This is a genomic window from Streptomyces sp. R28 (assembly GCF_041052385.1).
GTDB lineage: Bacteria > Actinomycetota > Actinomycetes > Streptomycetales > Streptomycetaceae > Streptomyces.
Genome location: NZ_CP163439.1, coordinates 3,799,531 through 3,817,848, shown reverse-complemented (window position 1 = coordinate 3,817,848; position 18,318 = coordinate 3,799,531). Strand labels below are relative to the sequence as shown.

Below are 18,318 nucleotides of genomic sequence, written 5' to 3'. Positions count from 1 at the left end.
CCGGTCACACCAGGGGCCACAGCGCGGCCGTCAGACCGAAGCCGATGATGCCCATCGCGGTCGTCAGGACCGTCCAGGTGCGCAGGCCGCTCGCCACGTCGAGGCCGGCCAGCTTGGTGAACATCCAGTAGCCCGCGTCGTTGATGTGCGAGACGGCCAGCCCGCCCGCGCCCATCGCCAGCGCGACCAGGGAGAGCTGGGCGGTCGACAGGTCGGCGCGCTGGAGCAGCGGCGTGAGGATGCCCGCCGTCGTGATCAGGGCCACCGTCGTCGAGCCCTGGGCGGCGCGCAGGGCCAGCGCCGTCAGGAAGGCCAGGAAGAGCGCCGGGAGACCGGTCCTGTCCAGGACGTCGGCGATCGCGTCGCCGATGCCGCTCGCCACCAGCACCTTGCCGAAGACGCCGCCCGCGCCCGCCACGAGGATCACCATCGCGACGGAGGGGAGGGCTGAGCCCATCACGTTCGCGATGTGCGTACGGTCCCAGCCGCGGCGGGCACCGAGGAGCCAGGCGCACAGCGCCACGTCGATGAGCAGGGCGACCATCGGGGCGCCGAGAACGGTGAGGACGGCGCGGAAGGTCGAGCCTTCGGCTAGGAGGTTCTGACCGAGGGTGCCGGCCAGGATCAGCAGGATCGGGGCGACGATCAGGGCGAGGACCATGCCGAAGGAGGGCGGCCGCAGGGCCGGGTCCGGGGCCGTGGTCGTCGTCCGCGCGGACTTGGTGAGCACGGCGGTGCCGTGGCCGTCATCTGCCGTAGGAATGGCGGGAGTCGAGGATGCCTCGGGGGAGGTGGGCTCCTCGCCGTAGACCTCCGCGTGCACGGCCGGGTCCATCGGGTACGCGCGGCGGGTCATACGGCGGGAGATCAGGTACCCGAGCAGGATCACGACCGCGGTGAGCGGGATGCCCAGGAGGAGGACCAGGCCCTGGTCGGCGCCGATGGCCTGGGTGACGGCGACCGCGCCGGGGTGCGGGGGCAGGAAGGCGTGCACGGTGAGCATGGCCGCGCCCATCGGGAGGGCGTGGACGAGCAGCGGTTTGCGGGAGGCGCGGGCGACGCCGTACGCGATCGGCATCAGGATGATCAGGCCGACCTCGAAGAAGACCGGGATGCCGAGGACGAAGCCGGCGACCGTGAGCGCGAGCGGGGTGCGGTTGGAGCCGAACCGGTCGATGAGGGAGTGCGCGAACGACGCGGCGCCGCCGGAGAGTTCGATGATTCGGCCGATCATGGCGCCCAGGGCGATGATCGTGGCGATGTGGCCGAGGGTGGAGCCCATGCCCTCCTCGATGGTCTTCACCAGGTCGGCGGCCGGGACACCGGCGGCGAGGGCGACGCCGATGGACACGACGACCAGGGCGACGAAGGGCTGGACCTTGGCGCGCAGGATGAGGAGCAGGAGGGTGGCGACGCCTGCGGCGGCTATGAGGAGCAGGGTGGAGTGGCTCATCGGGTGCCTGCCTCCGAGGAGTTGACGGGAGCGGACTTCGGGGACAGGACGGTGACGACCGAGGAGTCGTCCTCCTCGGCCAGGCCGGCGGCCTCGCCGAGGAGGTAGAGCTGCTGGGCGGCGGAGGCGAGGAGGACGGGGACGTGGGCGTCCTTCGCGATGCCGGTGACGATGCCCATGTCCTTCACGAAGATGTCCAGGCGGGACTTCACCTCGGGGGCGACGTCGCTCTCGTACGTCTCGACCATGCGCGGGCCGCGGTCGCCGAACATGAAGGACCCCGCGGCCCCGTGGCGCAGGCTGTCCACGACCGTCCGCGGGTCGAGGCCGAGGCCCCGGGCCAGCGCTACGGCTTCCGCCGCGGCGGCGATGTGGACGCCGGCGAGGAGCTGGTTGATCGCCTTGAGGGACTGGCCGTCGCCGGGGTTGTCTCCTACGACCGTGAGAGTGGAGGCCAGCAGGTCCAGTACCGGCCGGGCCAGGTCGAGCGCCTTGTCGTCCGCGCCCACGACGATCAGCAGGTCGCCGTTGCCGGCCCGGACGGGGCCGCCGCTGACGGGGGCGTCGACAGTGCGGACGCCCTGCTCCGCGAGGCGGGCGGCCGTGGCGCGGGCCGCGTCCGGGCCGACGGTGCTGGTGAGGACGACCGTGCTGCCGGGGCGGAGGGTGTCGGCGGCGCCGCCCTCGCTGAAGAGAGCGGCGTCCACCTGCGCCTGATCGCGTACGGCGAGCAGGAGGACGTCGGCGTCGCGGGCGGCGTCGGCCGGGGTGGAGGCGGCGGTGCCACCGGCGGCGGTGAGCCGCGCGAGGCGGTCCTCGGCCACGTCGAAGGCCGTGACCGGGAGGTGGGTGGCCAGGCGGGTGGCCATGGGGAGGCCCATGGCGCCCAGGCCGATCACTGCGGTGCGGGGACGGGGGTGCATGGGGTGGGGCCTTTCTGGGGAGCGGGCGGTTGGGGGGGAGGGGGAGGGGAGAAGGGGGAGCTGTTTCCGGTGGGGAGGCCGGACGTCGGAGAACGGTCGCCGGAGAACGGTCGCCGGAGAACGGATGCCGGAGAACGGATGCCGGAGGACCGATGCGACTGCTCTGCCGCCGCGACTGTGCCCTGGACGGTCTCCAGGTTGTGCGCGACGAGGCCGGGAAGAGAGCGCGGCCGGTTTCGTATGCCGTGGTCAGGGCCTTCAGGCCTCAGGCCGCAGGGCCGGGGAGGCGCATCAGGCGGCGCTCCTCAGCAGGGCCAGGGCGTCGGCCAGGGCCTCGTCGCCGCCGACGTTGCCGGCGAACACGATGTAGGGGACCCCGGCTGCGGGGCCGTCGACGGGCTGCCAGAGGGAGACGATGCCGGGGAGGAGGGTGCCGCGGGCCCAGGCCCGACGGATCTCCAGGCCGTGGGTCGCCGTGTCGCTGGAGGTGATGCCGCCCTTCGCGACGACGAACGCGGGGCGACGGGCCGCCGTGATCAGACGGACCGTCTCGACGAGGGCCGCGGAGACGCTGCGGGAGATGGCCAGGCTCTCGTCCGGGTCGGTGGCCGTGACGACCGTGCGGGTGGTTCGGATGACGGTGTCGGCCGTCGCGAGGGTGGCCGACGCCTTGTCGGCGATCTCGTGGATGTGCCTGTCCCGGGCCGCGGGGTCGAGGAGCCGGGCGACGTCGAGTTCGTGTTCGGCCAGGTCACCGGTGGAGTCGCGGAGGTGGTTCAGCTGGCGGGTGGTGAGCGAGACGTGCGAGCCGACGACGATCAGGCCGTGCGGGGCCTCGGGGGCGCGCAGGGGGCGCAGTTCGGCGGCGGTGAGCGGGGGATGGGCGGCCTGGCCCGCACGGGCACGGACGAAGGAAGGGCCGACCCGGTAGAGGAGACGGGTGCCGTTCTCCTCGGCCTCGGCCAGGGCGAGCGCCAGCACACGGAGGTCGTCGTCGCAGACCGCGTCCACGACGGCCGTGGCCCCGTCGCGGAGGGTGGCCAGGCGGGCGGCGACATGGGCGGGGCCGCCGGTGCGCAGGTCGGTGAGCGTGATGCGGAGGACCCTGTCGGCGGGGGTGCGGCCCTTGGTCTTCTCCTCGACCCAGTCTGGGAGGGCGGAGGAGGTGTAGCCGAAGGTGGCGTCCCTCGCGAACTCGCTCTCGCCGACGGGGAGCAGGCCCTGCGGTGTGCGCATCCAGTGGGTCGAGTCGACGGTCAGGCGTCCGGCCTCGATGTAGGCGGGGACAAGGACGACGCCGTCGGGGGCGGCGCCCGCTGCCGTCAACTCCTCGGTGAGGACGTCGGTTTCGAGGGGGAAGTGGCCGCGCAGGGTGGAGTCGCCGCGGGAGGCGATGACGTACGGGGTCCCCTCGGCCCGGGAGGCCTCGTGCAGGGCGCGGGCCACCTCGCGGTTGCGGGCGGCGGCGTCCTGGGGGGAGAGGCTGCGGGTGTTGGTGAGGACGAAGAAGACGGGGCTGTTCTGGCGGAGGGCCCAGCGGAGGTCTTCGACGGTCCAGGTGGTGAGGACCGGGGTGTCCTTGACGGTCTGGGTGCCGGTGGGGTCGTCGTCGAGGACGGCCAGGCGGGGGGCCGTTCGCAGGCGGGCGGCGACCTCGGAGGGGCTGACATTCCTCACGGTCGGGACATTGCGGAGCACTTCGGGCTCCGGGAGGGCATGGCGGGGTAGGGGCATGGCGGTTCCTGGGATGAGGGTGCGTGAGGGGAGGGGAGGGGCGAGGTTGGGGGGAAGAGGGAAAACGAGGAAGGTGGTGAAGGGGATGAAGGGGGCGAAGAGCGCGCCGAGTGGGCGCGGCTACGCCGACTACCGGGCTGCCGCCGCCCGATGCGCCTTGTTGCTCAGCAGACTTCGCTGCTACTCGGCCGGGTTTGCTGCTACTCGGCCGGCTTCGCTACGTGCGTCCGGTAGTCGTCGGCCGTCTGATTCATATGGGCGTTCATCGCCTCGCGGGCCTGGTCCGGGTCGCCGGATTCCAGGGCAGCCAGGACCGCCTCGTGGTGGGCGATGGCGTTGACGCGGATCTGGGGGATCGCGGAGGTCTCGCGGCGGCCCTTGGCCAGGAGGGGGCCGAAGGGTTCGAAGAGGAGGGGGACGAAGAGGTTGCCCGTCGCCCGCATCACCGTGGCGTGGAAGTCGATGTCGGCCTGCACGAACTTCTCGGTGTCGGCCTCGTCCGCGGCCTCCCGCATCGCGGCGAGGTGTTCCCGCAGCTCCGCGAGGTCGGTTTCGTCGCGGCGCAGTGCGGCCAGTTCCGTCGCACCGTTCTCGATGAGGCGCCGGGCCTCGATGAGCCGCTCGGAGAGCGAGTTCTGAGAGGAGCGGGACGCGGCGCGCACCACCGGCTCCAGTGCCGTCCAGCGGTCCGGCGGGTTCACGTAGGTACCGCGGCCGCGGACCACCCGGACGACGTTCTGTGCCCGTAGCTGCTTGACCGCCTCGCGCACCGTCAGTCGGCTCACGGCGGACTGCTCGGCGAGCTCGCCCTCCGGGGGGAGGGCGGCGTCGGGCGGGTAGACGCCGTCGATGATCTCGCTGAGCAGGCGTTCGGCGAGTTCTTCGGAGAGCGACATCTTCGGGCCTCCGGCGGGCGGATGAGGATACGGCGGGTGCCGGAGCCACCGTACGGGGTGAGTGTGGCGGCCTCGACAGTGATCTCAGATATCTGACGTCAGACATCTGATGTCTCGATGTGCGTAACCTTGGCACCGGGGTGGAGGCGCGTCAATACCCGTACGTCTTTTCCGTCGGCTACGCCAAGAAGGCGGGCGTGAGGGCGGGGGCCGGGCCGGGGGTGGGACCGCGGGCGGCAGGTTCAGCCCGCGGTGTTCACCATCGACGCCGCCGCATACGTCAGGTAGTTCCACAGCGTCCGCTCGTGCTCCTCGGAGAGGCCGAGCTCGTCGACGGCGACCCGCATGTGCTTGAGCCAGGCGTCGTGGGCCGCGCGGTCGACGGCGAAGGGGGCATGGCGCATCCGCAGCCGGGGGTGGCCGCGGTTCTCGCTGTACGTCGTCGGGCCGCCCCAGTACTGGATCAGGAAGAAGGTGAGGCGCTCCTCGGCCGGACCCAGGTCCTCCTCGGGGTACATGGGCCGCAGAAGCGGGTCCTCGGCGACGCCCTCGTAGAAACGGTGGACGAGCCGACGGAAGGTCTCCTCCCCGCCGACCTGCTCGTAGAAGGTCTGCTCCTGAAGCGTGCCGCGCCGGATCTCGGTCACTGTGGGCTGCCTCGCATGTGTCGTTCCGATCCGTCCGAGTCTGTTCTGCCGGGGGTCCGGCCCGCCGCACAGCGGCAATGGGGTACGTCCCCCGGGAAAGGCGGTACGTCACCCATGGTCTCAGACCGGGCGGACCAGGACTCAAGCCCTAGGACCAGCCGCACTGAGCCACTGATTCCGGCCGAGGCACTCGCCTCGTGCCGCCCGCCGCAGCACAGTGGACGTATGAGCGCTCAGGATCTCGGCAGGGACGCCGAGGAGCTCGCCGACGTCACCGCCGCGGCGCGGGCCGCACTGGTCGGCGAGATCGACGCGAGCGGGGCATGGGCCGAGGACCCGGTGTGGCGGGAGGCCTTCGCCGCCGTTCCGCGGCATCTGTTCGTGCCGTACTACTACGTGGGCGTCGCCGGCGGCTACGAGCGCCGCTGGGGTCAGAGTCCCGACCCGGCCGCGCGCGAGCGCTGGATGCGCGGCGCGTACCTGGACACCCCGCTGGCCACCCGGCTGCGCGACGGCGAACTGCTCTCCTCCAGCAGCCAGCCGTCCCTGATGGCGATGATGCTGGTCGCGCTGGAGGTGAAGGACGGCAACAGAGTCCTGGAGATCGGCGCGGGCACGGGCTACAACGCCGCCCTCCTCGCCCACCGGCTCGGCGACGACGACCTCGTCACCACCGTCGACCTGGAGCCGGACATCACCGAGTCGGCCCGGCAGCACCTGGCCGCCGCCAGCCACCACCCCGTCGTCGTCACCGGCGACGGTGCACGCGGCGTGCCCGAACGCGCCCCCTTCGACCGGATCATCGCGACCTGCACCCTGCGGTCGATCCCCCGCGCCTGGCTCGCCCAGTGCCGCCCCGGCGCCCGCATACTGACACCGCTCGCCACCGGTCTGATCGCCCTCGCCGTACGTGACGCCGAGCACGCCGAGGGGCGCTTCCTGCATACGCCCGCCTACTTCGTGCCGCTGCGCGGCGGGACCCGGTCCGAGCCGGAGCGCGCGCAACTGGGCGGACTGCCGCGCCGGGCCCGCGACGACGAACTGTTCCGCTTCCTGCTGGCCCTGACCCGCGGCAGCCTCGATCCGCAGGAGGCCTACACGCTGTGGGAGCGCGAGGGGCAGCCGCAGCGGGAGCGGTACGGGATCACCGTGCGCGGCGAGCACGAGTGGGCGTGGCTGGACGACCCCGAGGGGCCGTACGCCTGGGCGCTGCCCGGCTGAAACGCCGGGAGGGGGCGGTCGTACGGCACCTTCTCGCCGTACGACCGCCCCCTCCCGGTATCGAGAGACCTAGCCGCGCCGGACCGTGATCGTCGTCCACGCGCCCACGTGCACCCGGTCGCCGTCCTGCAGCGGTACCGGCACGAAGGGCTGGATCGGCTCCTCGGAACCGTTCACCGTCGTGCCGTTCGTCGAGTTCTGGTCGACGACCGCCCAGGTGCCGTCCGGCTGCTGGACCAGGACCGCGTGCTGGTGCGAGACGCCTGGGTCCTCCGGCGGCACCGACAGGTCGATGTCGGGGGTGTCGCCGGTGGAGTGGCGGCGGCGGCCGATGGTGACCTGGTTGCCGGTGAGGGCGCGCTGCTGCTCGGGCGAGTACGCGGGCAGGTTCAGGCCCGCGGCCTCGGGGCCGGAGCGCTGCATCATCGCCATGAAGTACTCGCGGTCCGGCCCGATGGTCGCAGACCAGGTTGTCGGCTGCTGCGGGTAGCCCGGACCGGGGGGCGGCGGGGCCTGCGTCGAGCCGGGCTGCGGGTAGCCGTACCCACCCTGAGCGGGGCCGGGCTGCGGGTAGCCGTACCCGCCCTGAGCGGGGCCGGGGCCGGGGCCACCGGGAGCGCCGGGGCCCGACGACGGGGGCGAGATCACCCAGTCGTCACCGCCGCCGAAGGACGGGCCGCCCTGCTGCGGGGGACGGTGGGTCTCCTGCGGGAATCCGGGCGGCGCCGGCGGGCTGCCGGGGCCGGCCTGCTGGAACGCCTGCGGAGCACCACTGGTCGCGCCCGGACCGCCGGGCGGAGTGGGGCCGGGCGGCGGCGGAACCTGCCGCGACGGGTCGCCGAAGGGGGAGGGGGCGTTGCCTCCCGGACCACCGGGACCACCGGGGCCGCCAGGGCCACCCGGTCCGCCAGGGTTGTTGGGGTTGCCGGGACCGCCGGGGCCCGGGCCGAAGCCGCCGGGGCCGCCAGGGGCACCGGGTCCGCCGGGACTGGGCTGGCCCGGACCGCCAGGGCCTGCGCCGAAGCCGCCGGGCCCGCCGGGTCCACCCTGGCTACCGGGCCCACCAGGGTTGGGATAGCCCGGGCCGCCGGGACCCGCGCCGAAACCGCCCGGGGCGCCAGGCCCGGGACCGGGTCCACCGGGACCCATGCCGCCAGGACCGCCGGGCCCACCGGGACCGCCAGGGCCGCCCTGCCCCGCGGGCTCCGCGCCGAACGGCGGGATCGGTTCCGCCGGGCGGTTCACCTGGGACGGGCGAGAACCCTGGTACTCGTACGAGTCACCGCCGCCGAACGACGGCGGTGGCGCCGACTGCTGCTGGAAGTGGGAGGGCAGGGGCGGGCCGCCGGGCGCCTGGGTGCGCGGGGCGGCGGGGGTGTACGACGTCGCCGTGTTGGTCAGGAAGTTCCACCGGCACTCCTCGCAGAACGGCGCACCGCCCTCACGCGGCGTACGGCACTGCGGGCAGAGCTCCGGCTCCGGAGCGGACATGGGCGGCGGGCCGCCCGGCTGACCGGTGTTCGGGCCACCGAACGGACCGCCGGGGCCGCCAGGGGGGCCACCGGGCCCACCGGGGCCGCCGGGAGGCGGGAAGCCGTAGCCACCGCCGGGCGGGGGCGGCGGGGGAGGAGGTGGAGGTACGGCACCGGCCATGCGGTGACCGCAGACCTCGCACCAGTCGTCGGAACCCGACTGGTGTCCGTTCGGGCAGGTCGGCATGTCGGCGCTTCCCCCTTTCCTTTCCGGTCGTTCGACCGGGTTTTTTCCAACCCCAGGGGGTCAGGCTCGCTTGCGTTCCAGGAACTTTCAGGGTGCTGCTAGGTCACTTCTTTACACGAACAGTCTTTGTCGACCGTGTTTCGAGAGTCATCTCATCAGCCTCCGCGACCTTCGCCTTCAGTCGCACAGTACCTGCCGCGGCATCGACCACGTCCACCACCTTCGCAAGGAGTTTCGCCGTATCCGCGTTTCCGGAGGCGCTGGCGAGCTGAACGGCCCGGCCCAATTTGGCCGTTGCTCCATCCATATCCCCCGCTTTGCGCAGATCCAGACCTTGCTGGATGGCTTGTGCCAGTTCGGCTTGGCCCGTGTAGTGCGCAACCTGTGGGTTGATCGACGTCGAGGCGACCATGTCGTCGGTCCACACGGCCCGTACGAGGCCCTGGGTGCCCAGGTTCTGGGCGGTGCCGTCCGGTTGCGGGACGACCAGGGAGACCCGGGCGGCGAGCATCTCCCGGCCGAGGTCGGCGGCGGGGACCTCCACGCAGACGTGGTAGTCGCGGGACTCGTCACCCCAGGAGCCGGTGGGGTAGTCCCCGGCGCGCGGGCCGGCTTCGGTGCGGCGTTCGGTCAACTCCTCGACCGTCGGTGCGACTTGCTTGACGAACTTGATGATCGTGCCGACCGGCGTCCACACCCGCAGGGCGACGTCCGCGCCCTCCTTGCCCATCGCCGTCTCCATCATCTGCGTGAAGTCGGCGGCGAGCCCGGCCGGGTCGGCGACGATGTCGGCGCTGCCGAGCAGGGCCGAGGCGATTCCTGTGACTTCTTTCACTTCCCAGTCCGTACCCACGCCACGGGCGTCACAGGTGAAGCTTCCGGCGCAGGCGTCGAGCGCGGCTTTGAGGTCCTCCGGCGACTCGTGTTCGTTGCGGCCGTCGGTGAGCAGGATGCCGTGCCGGATGGCGACGTCGGCCGAGGACAGCAGGTGGTCGGCGAGGCGCAGCCAGGTGCCGATGGCCGTGCCGCCGCCCGCGCTGAGCCTGCGCAGGGCCTGCTTGGCCTGGTCGCGGGTGGTGGCGTCGGCCACGGCCAGGCGGCCGCCTCCCGGATAGACCTCCTTGGCCACGTGCGTGCCGCCGATCACCGCGAAGTGCACGCCGTCGCGCAGGGTGTCGATCGCGGCGGCCGTGGCGTCGCGGGCGTTGCGCATCTTGGTCGGCGGGTAGTCCATCGAGCCCGAGCAGTCGACCATGATCGCCACGGCCGCGGACGGGCCCTGCCCCGGTGCGTAGAGGTGGGGCGCCGCGACCGCGCTTCCGACCGTGCCGCCGCCGGTCGAGGTCACCGTGACGATCGCGTTGACCTCGCGACCGCCCTCCGGCAGGTACTCGTTCTGGTACACGTCCACCGAGAACTGCGGCACGTTCGACTTCGAGAAATTGGCCATGTGCTCTCAAATCCCCCTAAAGAACCCCGTGGTGGGGCCATGGCTGCAGCCGGACCGGTCCCCTCCGGTCCGATGAGGCCGTCCCCGCGGGTGCGGCCTCAGGCCGATCCTGCCCCCATCGGCGGCGCAGGGAACGGCAGGACGGCCACTGTTACGTTGTCGTGGCCCCCGCCGTCGAGGGCGTGACCGACGAGCACCTGGGCGCTGTGCAGGGGGCGAGCGGCGGCGTCGAGGGGTACGGCCTCGGCCATCTCGTCGGCCGCCTCCGCGTAGTTCCACAGCCCGTCCGTGCACACCACCACTACACCCGGACGGTCCGGCTTGAAGGAAGCGGTGTGCGGCTCCAGCTCGTAGGCGTCCGCGCCGAGCCAGCCCGTGATCGCGTGGGCGCGCTCGTCGGCGTACGCCTCGGCCTCGTTCATCAGGCCGGCGGCGACCATCTGCGCGGCCCAGGAGTCGTCCTCGGTGAGCCGGGCCGGGGGAGTGCTGCGGTCCACCGGGACCCAGTAGACGCGGCTGTCGCCGACCCAGCCGACGATCAGCAGCTCGGGCGTCACCACGGAGCCGACGATGGTGCAGGCGGGGGCGTTCTGGTGGGGTCCCTGCTCGCGGGCCGTGGCCGGCTCGGCGGCCAGCGCGTTGACCGCGTTCGCGGCGGCGACGATCGCGTCGTGCATGGCCTGCTGCGGGTGTGTGCCGCGCGGCAGGGCGGCCAGCAGCGACTCGCTCGCCGCCCGGGACGCGGCCATCGAGGCATCGTCGGGGCGGGTCGCCGAGGACACGCCGTCGCAGACGATCGCCACGACCGCGGGCCGGCCGTCGGGCAGCGCGGTGCAGGCGACGGCGAACGCGTCCTCGTTGCGGTGGTGGCGCAGACCGCGGTCGCTGACGGCGGCGACGAGGCCGGCGTCCAGCTCCATGTGGTCGCGTTCACGCGGCTGGGCGTGCCCGCAGTTCTCGCAGTACCCGTCGTGGTCGACGCGGCCCGCACGGCAGGCCACGCACACCTTGGTGCCCTCGGGCGGGGTGGGCAGGTCGGTGACGACGCGCGGATCGGGCGCCTGCAAGGGGTACTCCTCGGGCTCGGGAGGATGGTCGAAACGGACTCCGGAGGCCGGGGAGACGGGGGAGCCGGTCGGGGCGGGGGGACCCGCGGTGGCGGGCGACGTCTGCGGTCCGGTCGGCGCGCCGGGGCCGCCGGGGGCCGGGACGGTGGGGAAAACGGGCGGTGCGTGGTGGCCGGGGGCCGGGAAGCCGCCCGGGAGGCCGGGGTCGGCGGAGGCCGGGGAGCCCGGTGGCGGTGACGGGGGGAGCGGGGGCGTGCCCGGGGGCAGTCCGTGGCCGCCGGAGCCGTCCGGTGCGGCGGCGCCGGGCCGGTCCATGCCGGGCGCGCCCATGGCAGGGGGCGGCACCGAGCCGTTCATGACGATGGTCGGGTTGTCGTCCGGCCGTACGGGCACGGCGGACAGGTCGTATCCGCACGCACCGCAGAAACGGTCACCCGACTCGAGCGGCCATTCGCAGCTCGGGCAGGCGGACAGCTGGGGCATCTGCGACATCAACTACACCCACGTCCGGGGGCGGTAACGGTTGGCACGTTCCACCAGGTCGATCCTCTCCTCGCCGCCCCGCGCGAGCCTGGCCAGCGTGCGGTACGAACGCTCCAGGCCGAAACGCAGTCCCCGCTCGTCCAGGCCGCTGCCGAGCAGCGTCCGTCCTCCGGTGGCGGCGGGAGGGGCGGAACCCTGGCCACCGGAGAGTATCCAGTCCAGCGCGCAGCCGAGGACTTCCGTCGACAACTGCTCCCGGCGCGCCGGGTCCAGACCGTACGCGTCCAGCGCCTCGACCTGGCCCGCGGCCGCGGTCAGGTCGTCCAGGAACGGTACGTCAGCGGCGACCGCCGTGCGTCCACGCAGCCGGGCGCGGACGGCCGCCACGCGTGCGGCCGTGTAGTGAATGGAGCTTTCCGGCACCGACTCCAGGGTCCGTACGGCGCTGCGGCGGTCGCCGGCCGCGAGCTGGACGCGGGCGAGACCGAAGGCGGCGCTCACGTAGCTCGGGTCGGTCGACCACACCAGACGGTAGTACTCGGCGGCGTTGTCCAACTGGCCCAGCACCTCCGCGCACAGACCGAGCGCCAGCTTGGGGGCGGGCTCGCCGGGAAAGGCGTCGTAGATCGCGTCGAAGGCGAGCGCGGCGCCCTCGTGGTCGCCGGTGCCGAGCGCCGCCACGCCCCGGTACCAGACGACCCGCCAGTCGTCGGGCCGCTCGTCCTCCAGCTTCAGCAGGGCCTGGTGCGCGGTGCCTGCGTCGCCGTTCTCCAGCCAGGCCCGCACCTGCCGCAGCCGCGTCTCGGTCGACGGTGCGGAAGCGGCGGCGAGGGCACCGAGCAACTCGGCCGGCGCGGTGGTCATCAGGCCCGCGAGGAAACCGGCGTTGGGGTCGGAGGGGTCGACCCGGGGGACCGGAAGCGCGAGGGCGGCGACGGCGGCGTCGACGACCTTGACGATGCCGGCGGAAACGGCGGGCAGGCCGGCGGCGGGGAGGGAGAGCTGCTTGCGGGTGCGCACGATCCGCGCTCCCAACCGCGACACCTCGCCGGCCGGCTTCGGGAACAGCTCCGTGTCCGTGACCCGTACCTCCGGGCCGAACAGGGTCGACAGCGCCGGCCTGGCCCGGCCCGTCTGCAGGGACACGACCTCGCGCAGGACACCGGTCAGTTGCTCCGTCATCTCCTGCGCGGAGGCGAAGCGGCGGGCCGGGTCGGGGTCGGTGGCGCGGACCAGGAGGCGGTAGAAGGACTCGTACTGGCGGAAGACCTCGATGTTGTCGGGGTCGGGCAGGGAGTCGACGTAGACGTTCGTGTAGCCCTGGAAGTCGAAGCTCAGCACGGCCAGGGTGCGCGCGACGGTGTAGAGGTCGGACGCCACCGACGGACCGACCTCCGCGACCTCGGGCGCCTGGTAGCCCACCGTGCCGTAGATGGCCGACTCGTCGTCGTCCATCCTGCGCACCGCGCCCATGTCGATCAGCTTGAGCTGGTCCTCGGTCTGGATGGCGTTGTCGACCTTGAAGTCGCAGTAGAGGAGGTTGCGGCTGTGCAGATGGCCGAGGGCCTCCAGCGCCTCGATGCCGTATGCGCACGCCTGCTCGACGGGGAGCGGGTCACGCTTGCCCGTCTCCGTACGGCGCGAATTGGCGAGCTCCTTCAGGGACTTGCCGCCGACGTACTCCATGACGATGTAGCCGTCGAGCGAGCCCGTGCGCTGGTCCAGGTGCTCGACGAAGTTGTAGATCCGCACGATGTTGGCGTGCTCGATCTCCGCGAGGAAGCGCCGCTCGGAGATCGCCGCCGCCATCGCGTCCTGGTCGCCGGTGTCGAGAAGGCCCTTGAGCACCACCCAGCGGTCGGAGACCGCGCGGTCCACGGCGAGGTAGATCCAGCCGAGCCCGCCGTGCGCCAGACAGCCCACGACCTCGTACTGGCCGTGCACGATGTCGCCGCCCCTCAGCTTCGGGACGAAGGAGTACGGGTGGCCGCACTTCGTGCAGTAGCCCTCGGTGCGGCCCGGGCGGTCGCCGCGGGCCCGGCCGACGGGTGCGCCGCAGTCCGAGCGGGAGCAGAACCGCTTGCGCTCGGGCACCTCCGGGTTCTCCAGCACCATCGCGCGCGGGTCGGGCCGCGGCACGTCCGGGACCTGGACCAGGCCGACGCCGAGCCGGCCGCGGCCGCTGGAGCCGGCGGTCGAACCGGAGCTGCGCACCGACACCGAGCGGCCCGTGGAACGGCCCGACAGCGAACGCGACAGCCGTCCCGACACCGAGCGCCGGGACTTCGACGACTGCGACGACGTACGCGAACTGCCGCGGCTGGTGGAGCGGGAGCTGCCGCTGGCCGCCGAGCCGTGTGAGTCCTTGCCGCCGGCCGTCACCCCGGTGGGCGGCGAGCCGACCGTGCCGGTCGCCGAGACGACCGGGGCGAGGCCGCAGGTGTCGCAGTACAGCTCGCCGCCGCCCACGTCCTCGTACGCCCCGCCGCAGTCCGGTCGCTGGCAGGTCTGCTGTGGCTGACTCATGACGACGACTCCCCCCTGTCCCTCATGACCCCGGCCCCCTCCGGTCCTCGAGCCCGTGGGGACCCGGCACGCGCGGGCCGCCGAACAGTTCGGCGGCCGCGTGCTGGTAGCGCAGGACCGCCTGTTCGGCGACGCGCAGGTCGCAGGGTGCGCTCCACAGCATGCGGCGGGCCGCGTCGTACCGCTCGATGAGGAACGGGTCCTCCGCGAGGCCGTGCCGGGCCACCTTCGCCCGGTACGCGTCGAGGCGGCCGCGCAGCTCGGCGCGGACCGCCAGGGGCGCGGTGACCGCGGTCAACGACTCGCGGGCGCGCAGCAGTTCGTCCTCCGCCTTCTGCTCCAGGGACTCCAGGAGCGGGGACAGGCGGTGCCACTGGGCGTGTCTGCGGTACTCGGCGGCCGTCGCCAGCTGCTCCTGCAGCGCGGTCGGCGGGCCGCTGACCACGGGCACCTCCGTGGCGGCGATCTTCGCCAGCACCTCGCCGCGCGCGGCGCGGGCCTCGGCGAGCGTACGGTCCGCGCGGGACAGTACGTCACGCAGCTTGACCAGCCGCTGCTCGGCGTCCTGGCGGACCGTCAGGACGGCGTCGATCTCCCGGCGTACGTCCTCCAGGGCGCGCGCCTCCCGGTCGTAGACCGTGGTGTCGGGCTTGCCGCCGCCGGGTGCCGAACTCCCTTGTGCGGGGACCCAGTACGCGAGCGGGTCGGACACCACCTGGGCGCGCAGGTTGGTGAGCGTGCGGGTGATGCGCTCCAGGTCGTCACCCGCCGGGTGCTCGCCGGGGCGTACACCGATGGAGTGCGCGAGCCGGCGGGTGCGCTGGAGTTCCGCGGCCAGTAAATCGATACGGGCGGGCAGCGCCGACCAGACCGCGTCGGCGGCGACGACCATGTCCAGCGAAGTCGCGTACAGCTCGTTCATCCGGTCGACCAGGGTGAGAAGCGTGAACTGTTCGCTGAGCTTGCCCGAACCACCGTGCAGCGTCGGGGCGTTGGCCGCCGCGGCCGCCGAGCCCGCCACGGTGACGGACTCGCCGCGCAGCAGTTCCGTCAGCTCCACCAGGTCGTCGCGGCTGGACCAGCGGCGGCGGGAGCGGATCTCGCGGGCGGAGCGCAACGCGTCCGTGTAGGCGTCGAAGTACGCCCACAGCAGCGTGATCGACGCCTCCGCGGCCGTCCAGCGCTCCTGGGTGACGCCCGTGAGCTCGGCGCCCTCGAGGAGTCTGCGGCCCGCGTGGTCCTGCAGGGCGAGGAGCGAGGTCTCGATCGCCTCGTGCTCCGCGCCGAGCCGCGCCAGCGCACGGTCCACCTCGTCCCGGTCCATCACCGGCCCGGCGGGGTCCGTGACGCCCATCGATCACCTCTCGCTGCGTTGTGTTCCGTCAGGGGTCTTCGTCAGTCTTGGTCAGTTTCGTCAGGCTTCGTCATCGGTCGTTGGTCAGTTGATGGTCGGTCACTTGTACTGGGCCTCGGGAGGGGTCGCCGAGGCCGACTTCTTGTCGCCCTGGTCCATGGTCGGGTGCAGCCACTTCTCGTACGACGTCTCCCAGCCGCCGTCCTCGACGTAGTCCTCCAGGGTCCGGTTGACCTGGCGTACCAGATCCTCGGAGCCCAGTTTCATCGCCACGCCGTAGTACTCGTCGGTGAACAGGCCGCCCTTGAGTTCCACCGCGGGGTCCTGCGCGGCCTGACTCGCGGCGAGCGCACCGTCGGTCACGACCGCGTCGACCTCGCCGAGCTGCAACTTCACCAGGCAGTCGAGCTGGTTGGGGACGATGGTCTTGATGTCGGTGGAGCCGGGGAGTTCGCCGCTCTTCCTGTCTGCTTTCAGGTTGTCGTACGCGGTGGAGCCCTTCGCCGAGCACACCTTCTTGCCGGCCAGGGTCTTGTCGTATCCGGTGATCGTCGAGGTCTTGGGCGCCAGGACCTGCTGTCCGGTCACGAAGTAGGGCGCGGAGAAGGCGACTTGTCCGATGCGGTCGCAGTTGATCGTCATGGTGCGGACCACCATGTCGACCTCGCCCTTCTGGACCGCCTCGATACGGCGGCTGGTCGGGATGGCCTTGAACTGCACCGCGTCGCGGTCGCCGAGGATGTCCTGGGCGATCCGGTGGACCAGGTCGATGTCGAATCCCTCCAGCTCACCGGAGGGGTTGTTCGGGTCGAGGTACCCCCAGCGGTAGCTGTTGGTGTCGACGCCGACGATCAGGCGCCGGTCCTTGCGGGCCTTGATGGCGTCGACGGTCGGGCTCTTCCCGTCGCCGCCGGACGGCGACAGGCTCTGGTCCTGCGGGTTCTCGCAGTCGTCGGCCCGCACCTGGCTGCCGTGGGCGACGCCCTGGCCTGCGATGACCGTACCGTCGTCGCCCTGCGGCTGGGACAGGGGCAGCAGCAGCGCGAAGGCCACCGCCAGGGCGCAGACGAACGCCATGGCGCCCACCCCGCCCCAGCCGCGCAGGCCGGCCCGCAGACGCCGCCACGGGCGGCCCGCGCCCCGGAGGCGAACCGAGTCGTCGCGTGCGTTCATCGTCCTGCCCCCTTTCACCGGTACTCCGACAGCCTGCGACCGATGCCGAGCACCGCGCCGGCCGCGCCCAGGACCGCGAGGACCGCGGCGCCGGTCGGGAGGCCCGCCAGCGAGTCACGGCCGTCGCTCGCGGCCTGCTTGAACTCGTTCTGCTCGTGCTCGAGCGCCGTCTCCAGGGCCTTGTCGACGTTGTCGAAGCACACGCTCGTCGGTTCTTTCGCGGCGCCGATGACGCGGTCGCGGGCGGCCTGGTAGTTGCCCGAGTTGTTGTCGTCGCGGGCGAGGCCGTGGCGGTCCTTCCAGACCTTCATGAAGCTGTTCGCGTCCTGCACGGGCTTCTTGCCCGCCGAGTCGTCGGCGAGGCCCTCGGCCCGGACGAGCGCCTTGCCGAGCTGTTCGATCTCCTGGTCGTAGCCCCACTCGTACGCGTCCACCACCGTGTCGTCGTCGAGCGTCTTGGTGTCCGCGCCGCGGCGGACCAGGTTCAGGTTCTCGTCGCTGCGGGCGGTCAGGGAGGCGATGCGGGCCTCGTGCAGCACGTTCAGCGAGCGGACGCCGTGGTCGTAGGAGTCGGTCAGGCCCGCGCGCGCGACGGTGTGGCCCACGGCCAGCCAGAGCAGGACCACGGTGGATGCGGCCGTGGCGGTGACGAGGCCGTGGTTCAGGACCCGGTTCGTGCGCTGGTAGTTGCGGTGCTGGGCCCAGGCGAGGGCGGCCAGGGCGAGGATGCCGAGGCCGGCCGCGGCCCAGGGGAACGACTTCGCGTCCGCGTAGTCGTCGCGCAGGCGCTGGTTCTCCGTCTGGTGGAGCTTCTCGGCGGCCGGCAGCATCTTCTGCTGCATCATCTCGTTCGCCGCGCGCAGATAGGCGCCGCCCACGGGATAGCCCTGGCGGTTGTTGGCCCTCGCCGTCTCGACCAGGCCCTTGTACTCCGGGAGGAGCTCGCTGAGTTCGGCGATGGTGTCCGCCGAGGTGGAGCCCGGTTCGGAGTTGGCGGCGGCGGTGACGAGTTTCGAGGCTGCCGTGCGGATGTCCCGCTCGTAGCCCTCGCGCATGGCGGGCTTCTCCTGCAGTCCCGCGAGATAGCCGCTGGCCGCCGCGGTGTTGGCGTCCGCCAGGGAGCGGTAGATGTCGGCCGCGTCCGAGGTGAGGGGCTGGCTGCGGCCCAGGACGTCGTCGGCGGCTGTCGCCCGCTCGGTCATCTGCCAGGCGGCCACGGCACCGAAGGCCACGACGAAGAGGGCGAGGAGGGCGCCGATGATCCGCAGGCGGCCGGGTTCGGTGGTGGCGGCCGCGCGGAGCTGGTCGAAGCCCTCGGCGAAGGCGGTGCGGCGGGGTCCCGCGGCCGGCCGGGTGGGGGCGGGTGTGGCGGGCCGGACGGGCTGGGGCGGTACGGACGGCATGGTGGGTGCGCCGGGTGCCGGGTCGTGTCCCGGTGGTGGTGGCGCCGTGCTGCTCTTCGGCGTCTGTGTCACTGCTGACCTCCCCCGTGGTCATCCGTCGCCGCAAGTATCGCTGCCGGGACTGACATCCGCACCGGGCTTCGCTGGATCTTGATCGGATCGCAGCGCGGACGCGGAGGTTCCGGCACACCGAGGTACGCCCCGCACCACCCCCTGCCCATGAACACGCCGGGAGAATCTGTTCGGTTCCAGGTTCAGGGTTCGCTGGG

The 18,318-nt window shown here is 72.6% G+C and carries 13 protein-coding genes; 1 reads left to right on the top strand and 12 read right to left on the bottom strand.

Annotated elements, in window-relative coordinates; all coding sequences use genetic code 11:
* Positions 1-4: 4 nt before the first annotated feature.
* The 5 genes from AB5J49_RS16810 to AB5J49_RS16790 all read right to left on the bottom strand — a co-directional run bounded on the left by AB5J49_RS16810 (position 5) and on the right by AB5J49_RS16790 (position 5,653).
* Positions 5-1,453, bottom strand: coding sequence for an SLC13 family permease (locus AB5J49_RS16810; RefSeq protein WP_369169444.1), 1,449 nt, complete (start codon positions 1,451-1,453; stop codon positions 5-7).
* Positions 1,450-2,376: an NAD(P)-dependent oxidoreductase gene (locus tag AB5J49_RS16805; protein ID WP_369169443.1), complete on the bottom strand. Its 927-nt coding sequence runs from the start codon at positions 2,374-2,376 to the stop codon at positions 1,450-1,452. The genes AB5J49_RS16810 and AB5J49_RS16805 overlap by 4 nt, the downstream gene beginning before the upstream one ends.
* Positions 2,377-2,667: 291 nt before the next feature.
* Positions 2,668-4,053, bottom strand: a complete 1,386-nt coding sequence (locus AB5J49_RS16800; protein ID WP_369169442.1) for a four-carbon acid sugar kinase family protein — start codon at positions 4,051-4,053, stop codon at positions 2,668-2,670.
* 257 nt (positions 4,054-4,310) lie between these two features.
* The gene (locus AB5J49_RS16795; RefSeq protein WP_369169441.1) at positions 4,311-5,006 is read right to left on the bottom strand and encodes a FadR/GntR family transcriptional regulator; all 696 of its coding nucleotides are present in this window, start codon (positions 5,004-5,006) and stop codon (positions 4,311-4,313) included.
* A 242-nt stretch (positions 5,007-5,248) separates the two neighbouring features.
* Positions 5,249-5,653, bottom strand: coding sequence for a globin (locus AB5J49_RS16790; protein WP_369169440.1), 405 nt, complete (start codon positions 5,651-5,653; stop codon positions 5,249-5,251).
* Positions 5,654-5,878: 225 nt separating this feature from the next.
* Between AB5J49_RS16790 and AB5J49_RS16785 the strand changes: the two genes are divergently transcribed.
* Entirely contained in the window at positions 5,879-6,874 is a 996-nt protein-coding gene (locus tag AB5J49_RS16785) for a methyltransferase domain-containing protein (RefSeq protein WP_369169439.1), read from the top strand.
* 69 nt (positions 6,875-6,943) lie between these two features.
* Here AB5J49_RS16785 and AB5J49_RS16780 read toward each other — a convergent pair whose 3' ends face one another.
* The 7 genes from AB5J49_RS16780 to AB5J49_RS16750 form a co-directional block, all read right to left on the bottom strand.
* The gene (locus AB5J49_RS16780; protein ID WP_369169438.1) at positions 6,944-8,593 is read right to left on the bottom strand and encodes an FHA domain-containing protein; all 1,650 of its coding nucleotides are present in this window, start codon (positions 8,591-8,593) and stop codon (positions 6,944-6,946) included.
* Positions 8,594-8,696: 103 nt separating this feature from the next.
* Positions 8,697-10,043 (bottom strand): VWA domain-containing protein, encoded by a 1,347-nt coding sequence (locus AB5J49_RS16775; protein ID WP_369169437.1) that lies wholly within the window; start codon positions 10,041-10,043, stop codon positions 8,697-8,699.
* Between the two features lie 98 nt (positions 10,044-10,141).
* Positions 10,142-11,602, bottom strand: a complete 1,461-nt coding sequence (locus tag AB5J49_RS16770) for a PP2C family serine/threonine-protein phosphatase (RefSeq protein WP_369169436.1) — start codon at positions 11,600-11,602, stop codon at positions 10,142-10,144.
* A gap of 3 nt (positions 11,603-11,605) precedes the next feature.
* Positions 11,606-14,119: a tetratricopeptide repeat protein gene (locus AB5J49_RS16765; protein ID WP_369169435.1), complete on the bottom strand. Its 2,514-nt coding sequence runs from the start codon at positions 14,117-14,119 to the stop codon at positions 11,606-11,608.
* A 22-nt stretch (positions 14,120-14,141) separates the two neighbouring features.
* Complete coding sequence (locus AB5J49_RS16760; RefSeq protein WP_369169434.1) at positions 14,142-15,473, bottom strand: hypothetical protein; 1,332 nt, start codon at positions 15,471-15,473, stop codon at positions 14,142-14,144.
* A 99-nt stretch (positions 15,474-15,572) separates the two neighbouring features.
* Positions 15,573-16,646: a glutamate ABC transporter substrate-binding protein gene (locus AB5J49_RS16755; protein WP_369169433.1), complete on the bottom strand. Its 1,074-nt coding sequence runs from the start codon at positions 16,644-16,646 to the stop codon at positions 15,573-15,575.
* A 14-nt stretch (positions 16,647-16,660) separates the two neighbouring features.
* Positions 16,661-18,121 (bottom strand): hypothetical protein, encoded by a 1,461-nt coding sequence (locus AB5J49_RS16750; RefSeq protein ID WP_369169432.1) that lies wholly within the window; start codon positions 18,119-18,121, stop codon positions 16,661-16,663.
* Between the last annotated feature and the right edge of the window lie 197 nt (positions 18,122-18,318).

Bases quoted from the DNA above. Each gene is read 5' to 3' on its own strand.
- AB5J49_RS16765 (WP_369169435.1), bottom strand. From the start codon at position 14,119: ATGAGTCAGCCACAGCAGACCTGCCAGCGACCGGACTGCGGCGGGGCG.
- AB5J49_RS16785 (WP_369169439.1), top strand. From the start codon at position 5,879: ATGAGCGCTCAGGATCTCGGCAGGGACGCCGAGGAGCTCGCCGACGTC.
- AB5J49_RS16760 (WP_369169434.1), bottom strand. From the start codon at position 15,473: ATGGGCGTCACGGACCCCGCCGGGCCGGTGATGGACCGGGACGAGGTG.
- AB5J49_RS16775 (WP_369169437.1), bottom strand. From the start codon at position 10,043: ATGGCCAATTTCTCGAAGTCGAACGTGCCGCAGTTCTCGGTGGACGTG.
- AB5J49_RS16755 (WP_369169433.1), bottom strand. From the start codon at position 16,646: ATGAACGCACGCGACGACTCGGTTCGCCTCCGGGGCGCGGGCCGCCCG.
- AB5J49_RS16805 (WP_369169443.1), bottom strand. From the start codon at position 2,376: ATGCACCCCCGTCCCCGCACCGCAGTGATCGGCCTGGGCGCCATGGGC.
- AB5J49_RS16780 (WP_369169438.1), bottom strand. From the start codon at position 8,593: ATGCCGACCTGCCCGAACGGACACCAGTCGGGTTCCGACGACTGGTGC.
- AB5J49_RS16810 (WP_369169444.1), bottom strand. From the start codon at position 1,453: ATGAGCCACTCCACCCTGCTCCTCATAGCCGCCGCAGGCGTCGCCACC.
- AB5J49_RS16795 (WP_369169441.1), bottom strand. From the start codon at position 5,006: ATGTCGCTCTCCGAAGAACTCGCCGAACGCCTGCTCAGCGAGATCATC.
- AB5J49_RS16770 (WP_369169436.1), bottom strand. From the start codon at position 11,602: ATGTCGCAGATGCCCCAGCTGTCCGCCTGCCCGAGCTGCGAATGGCCG.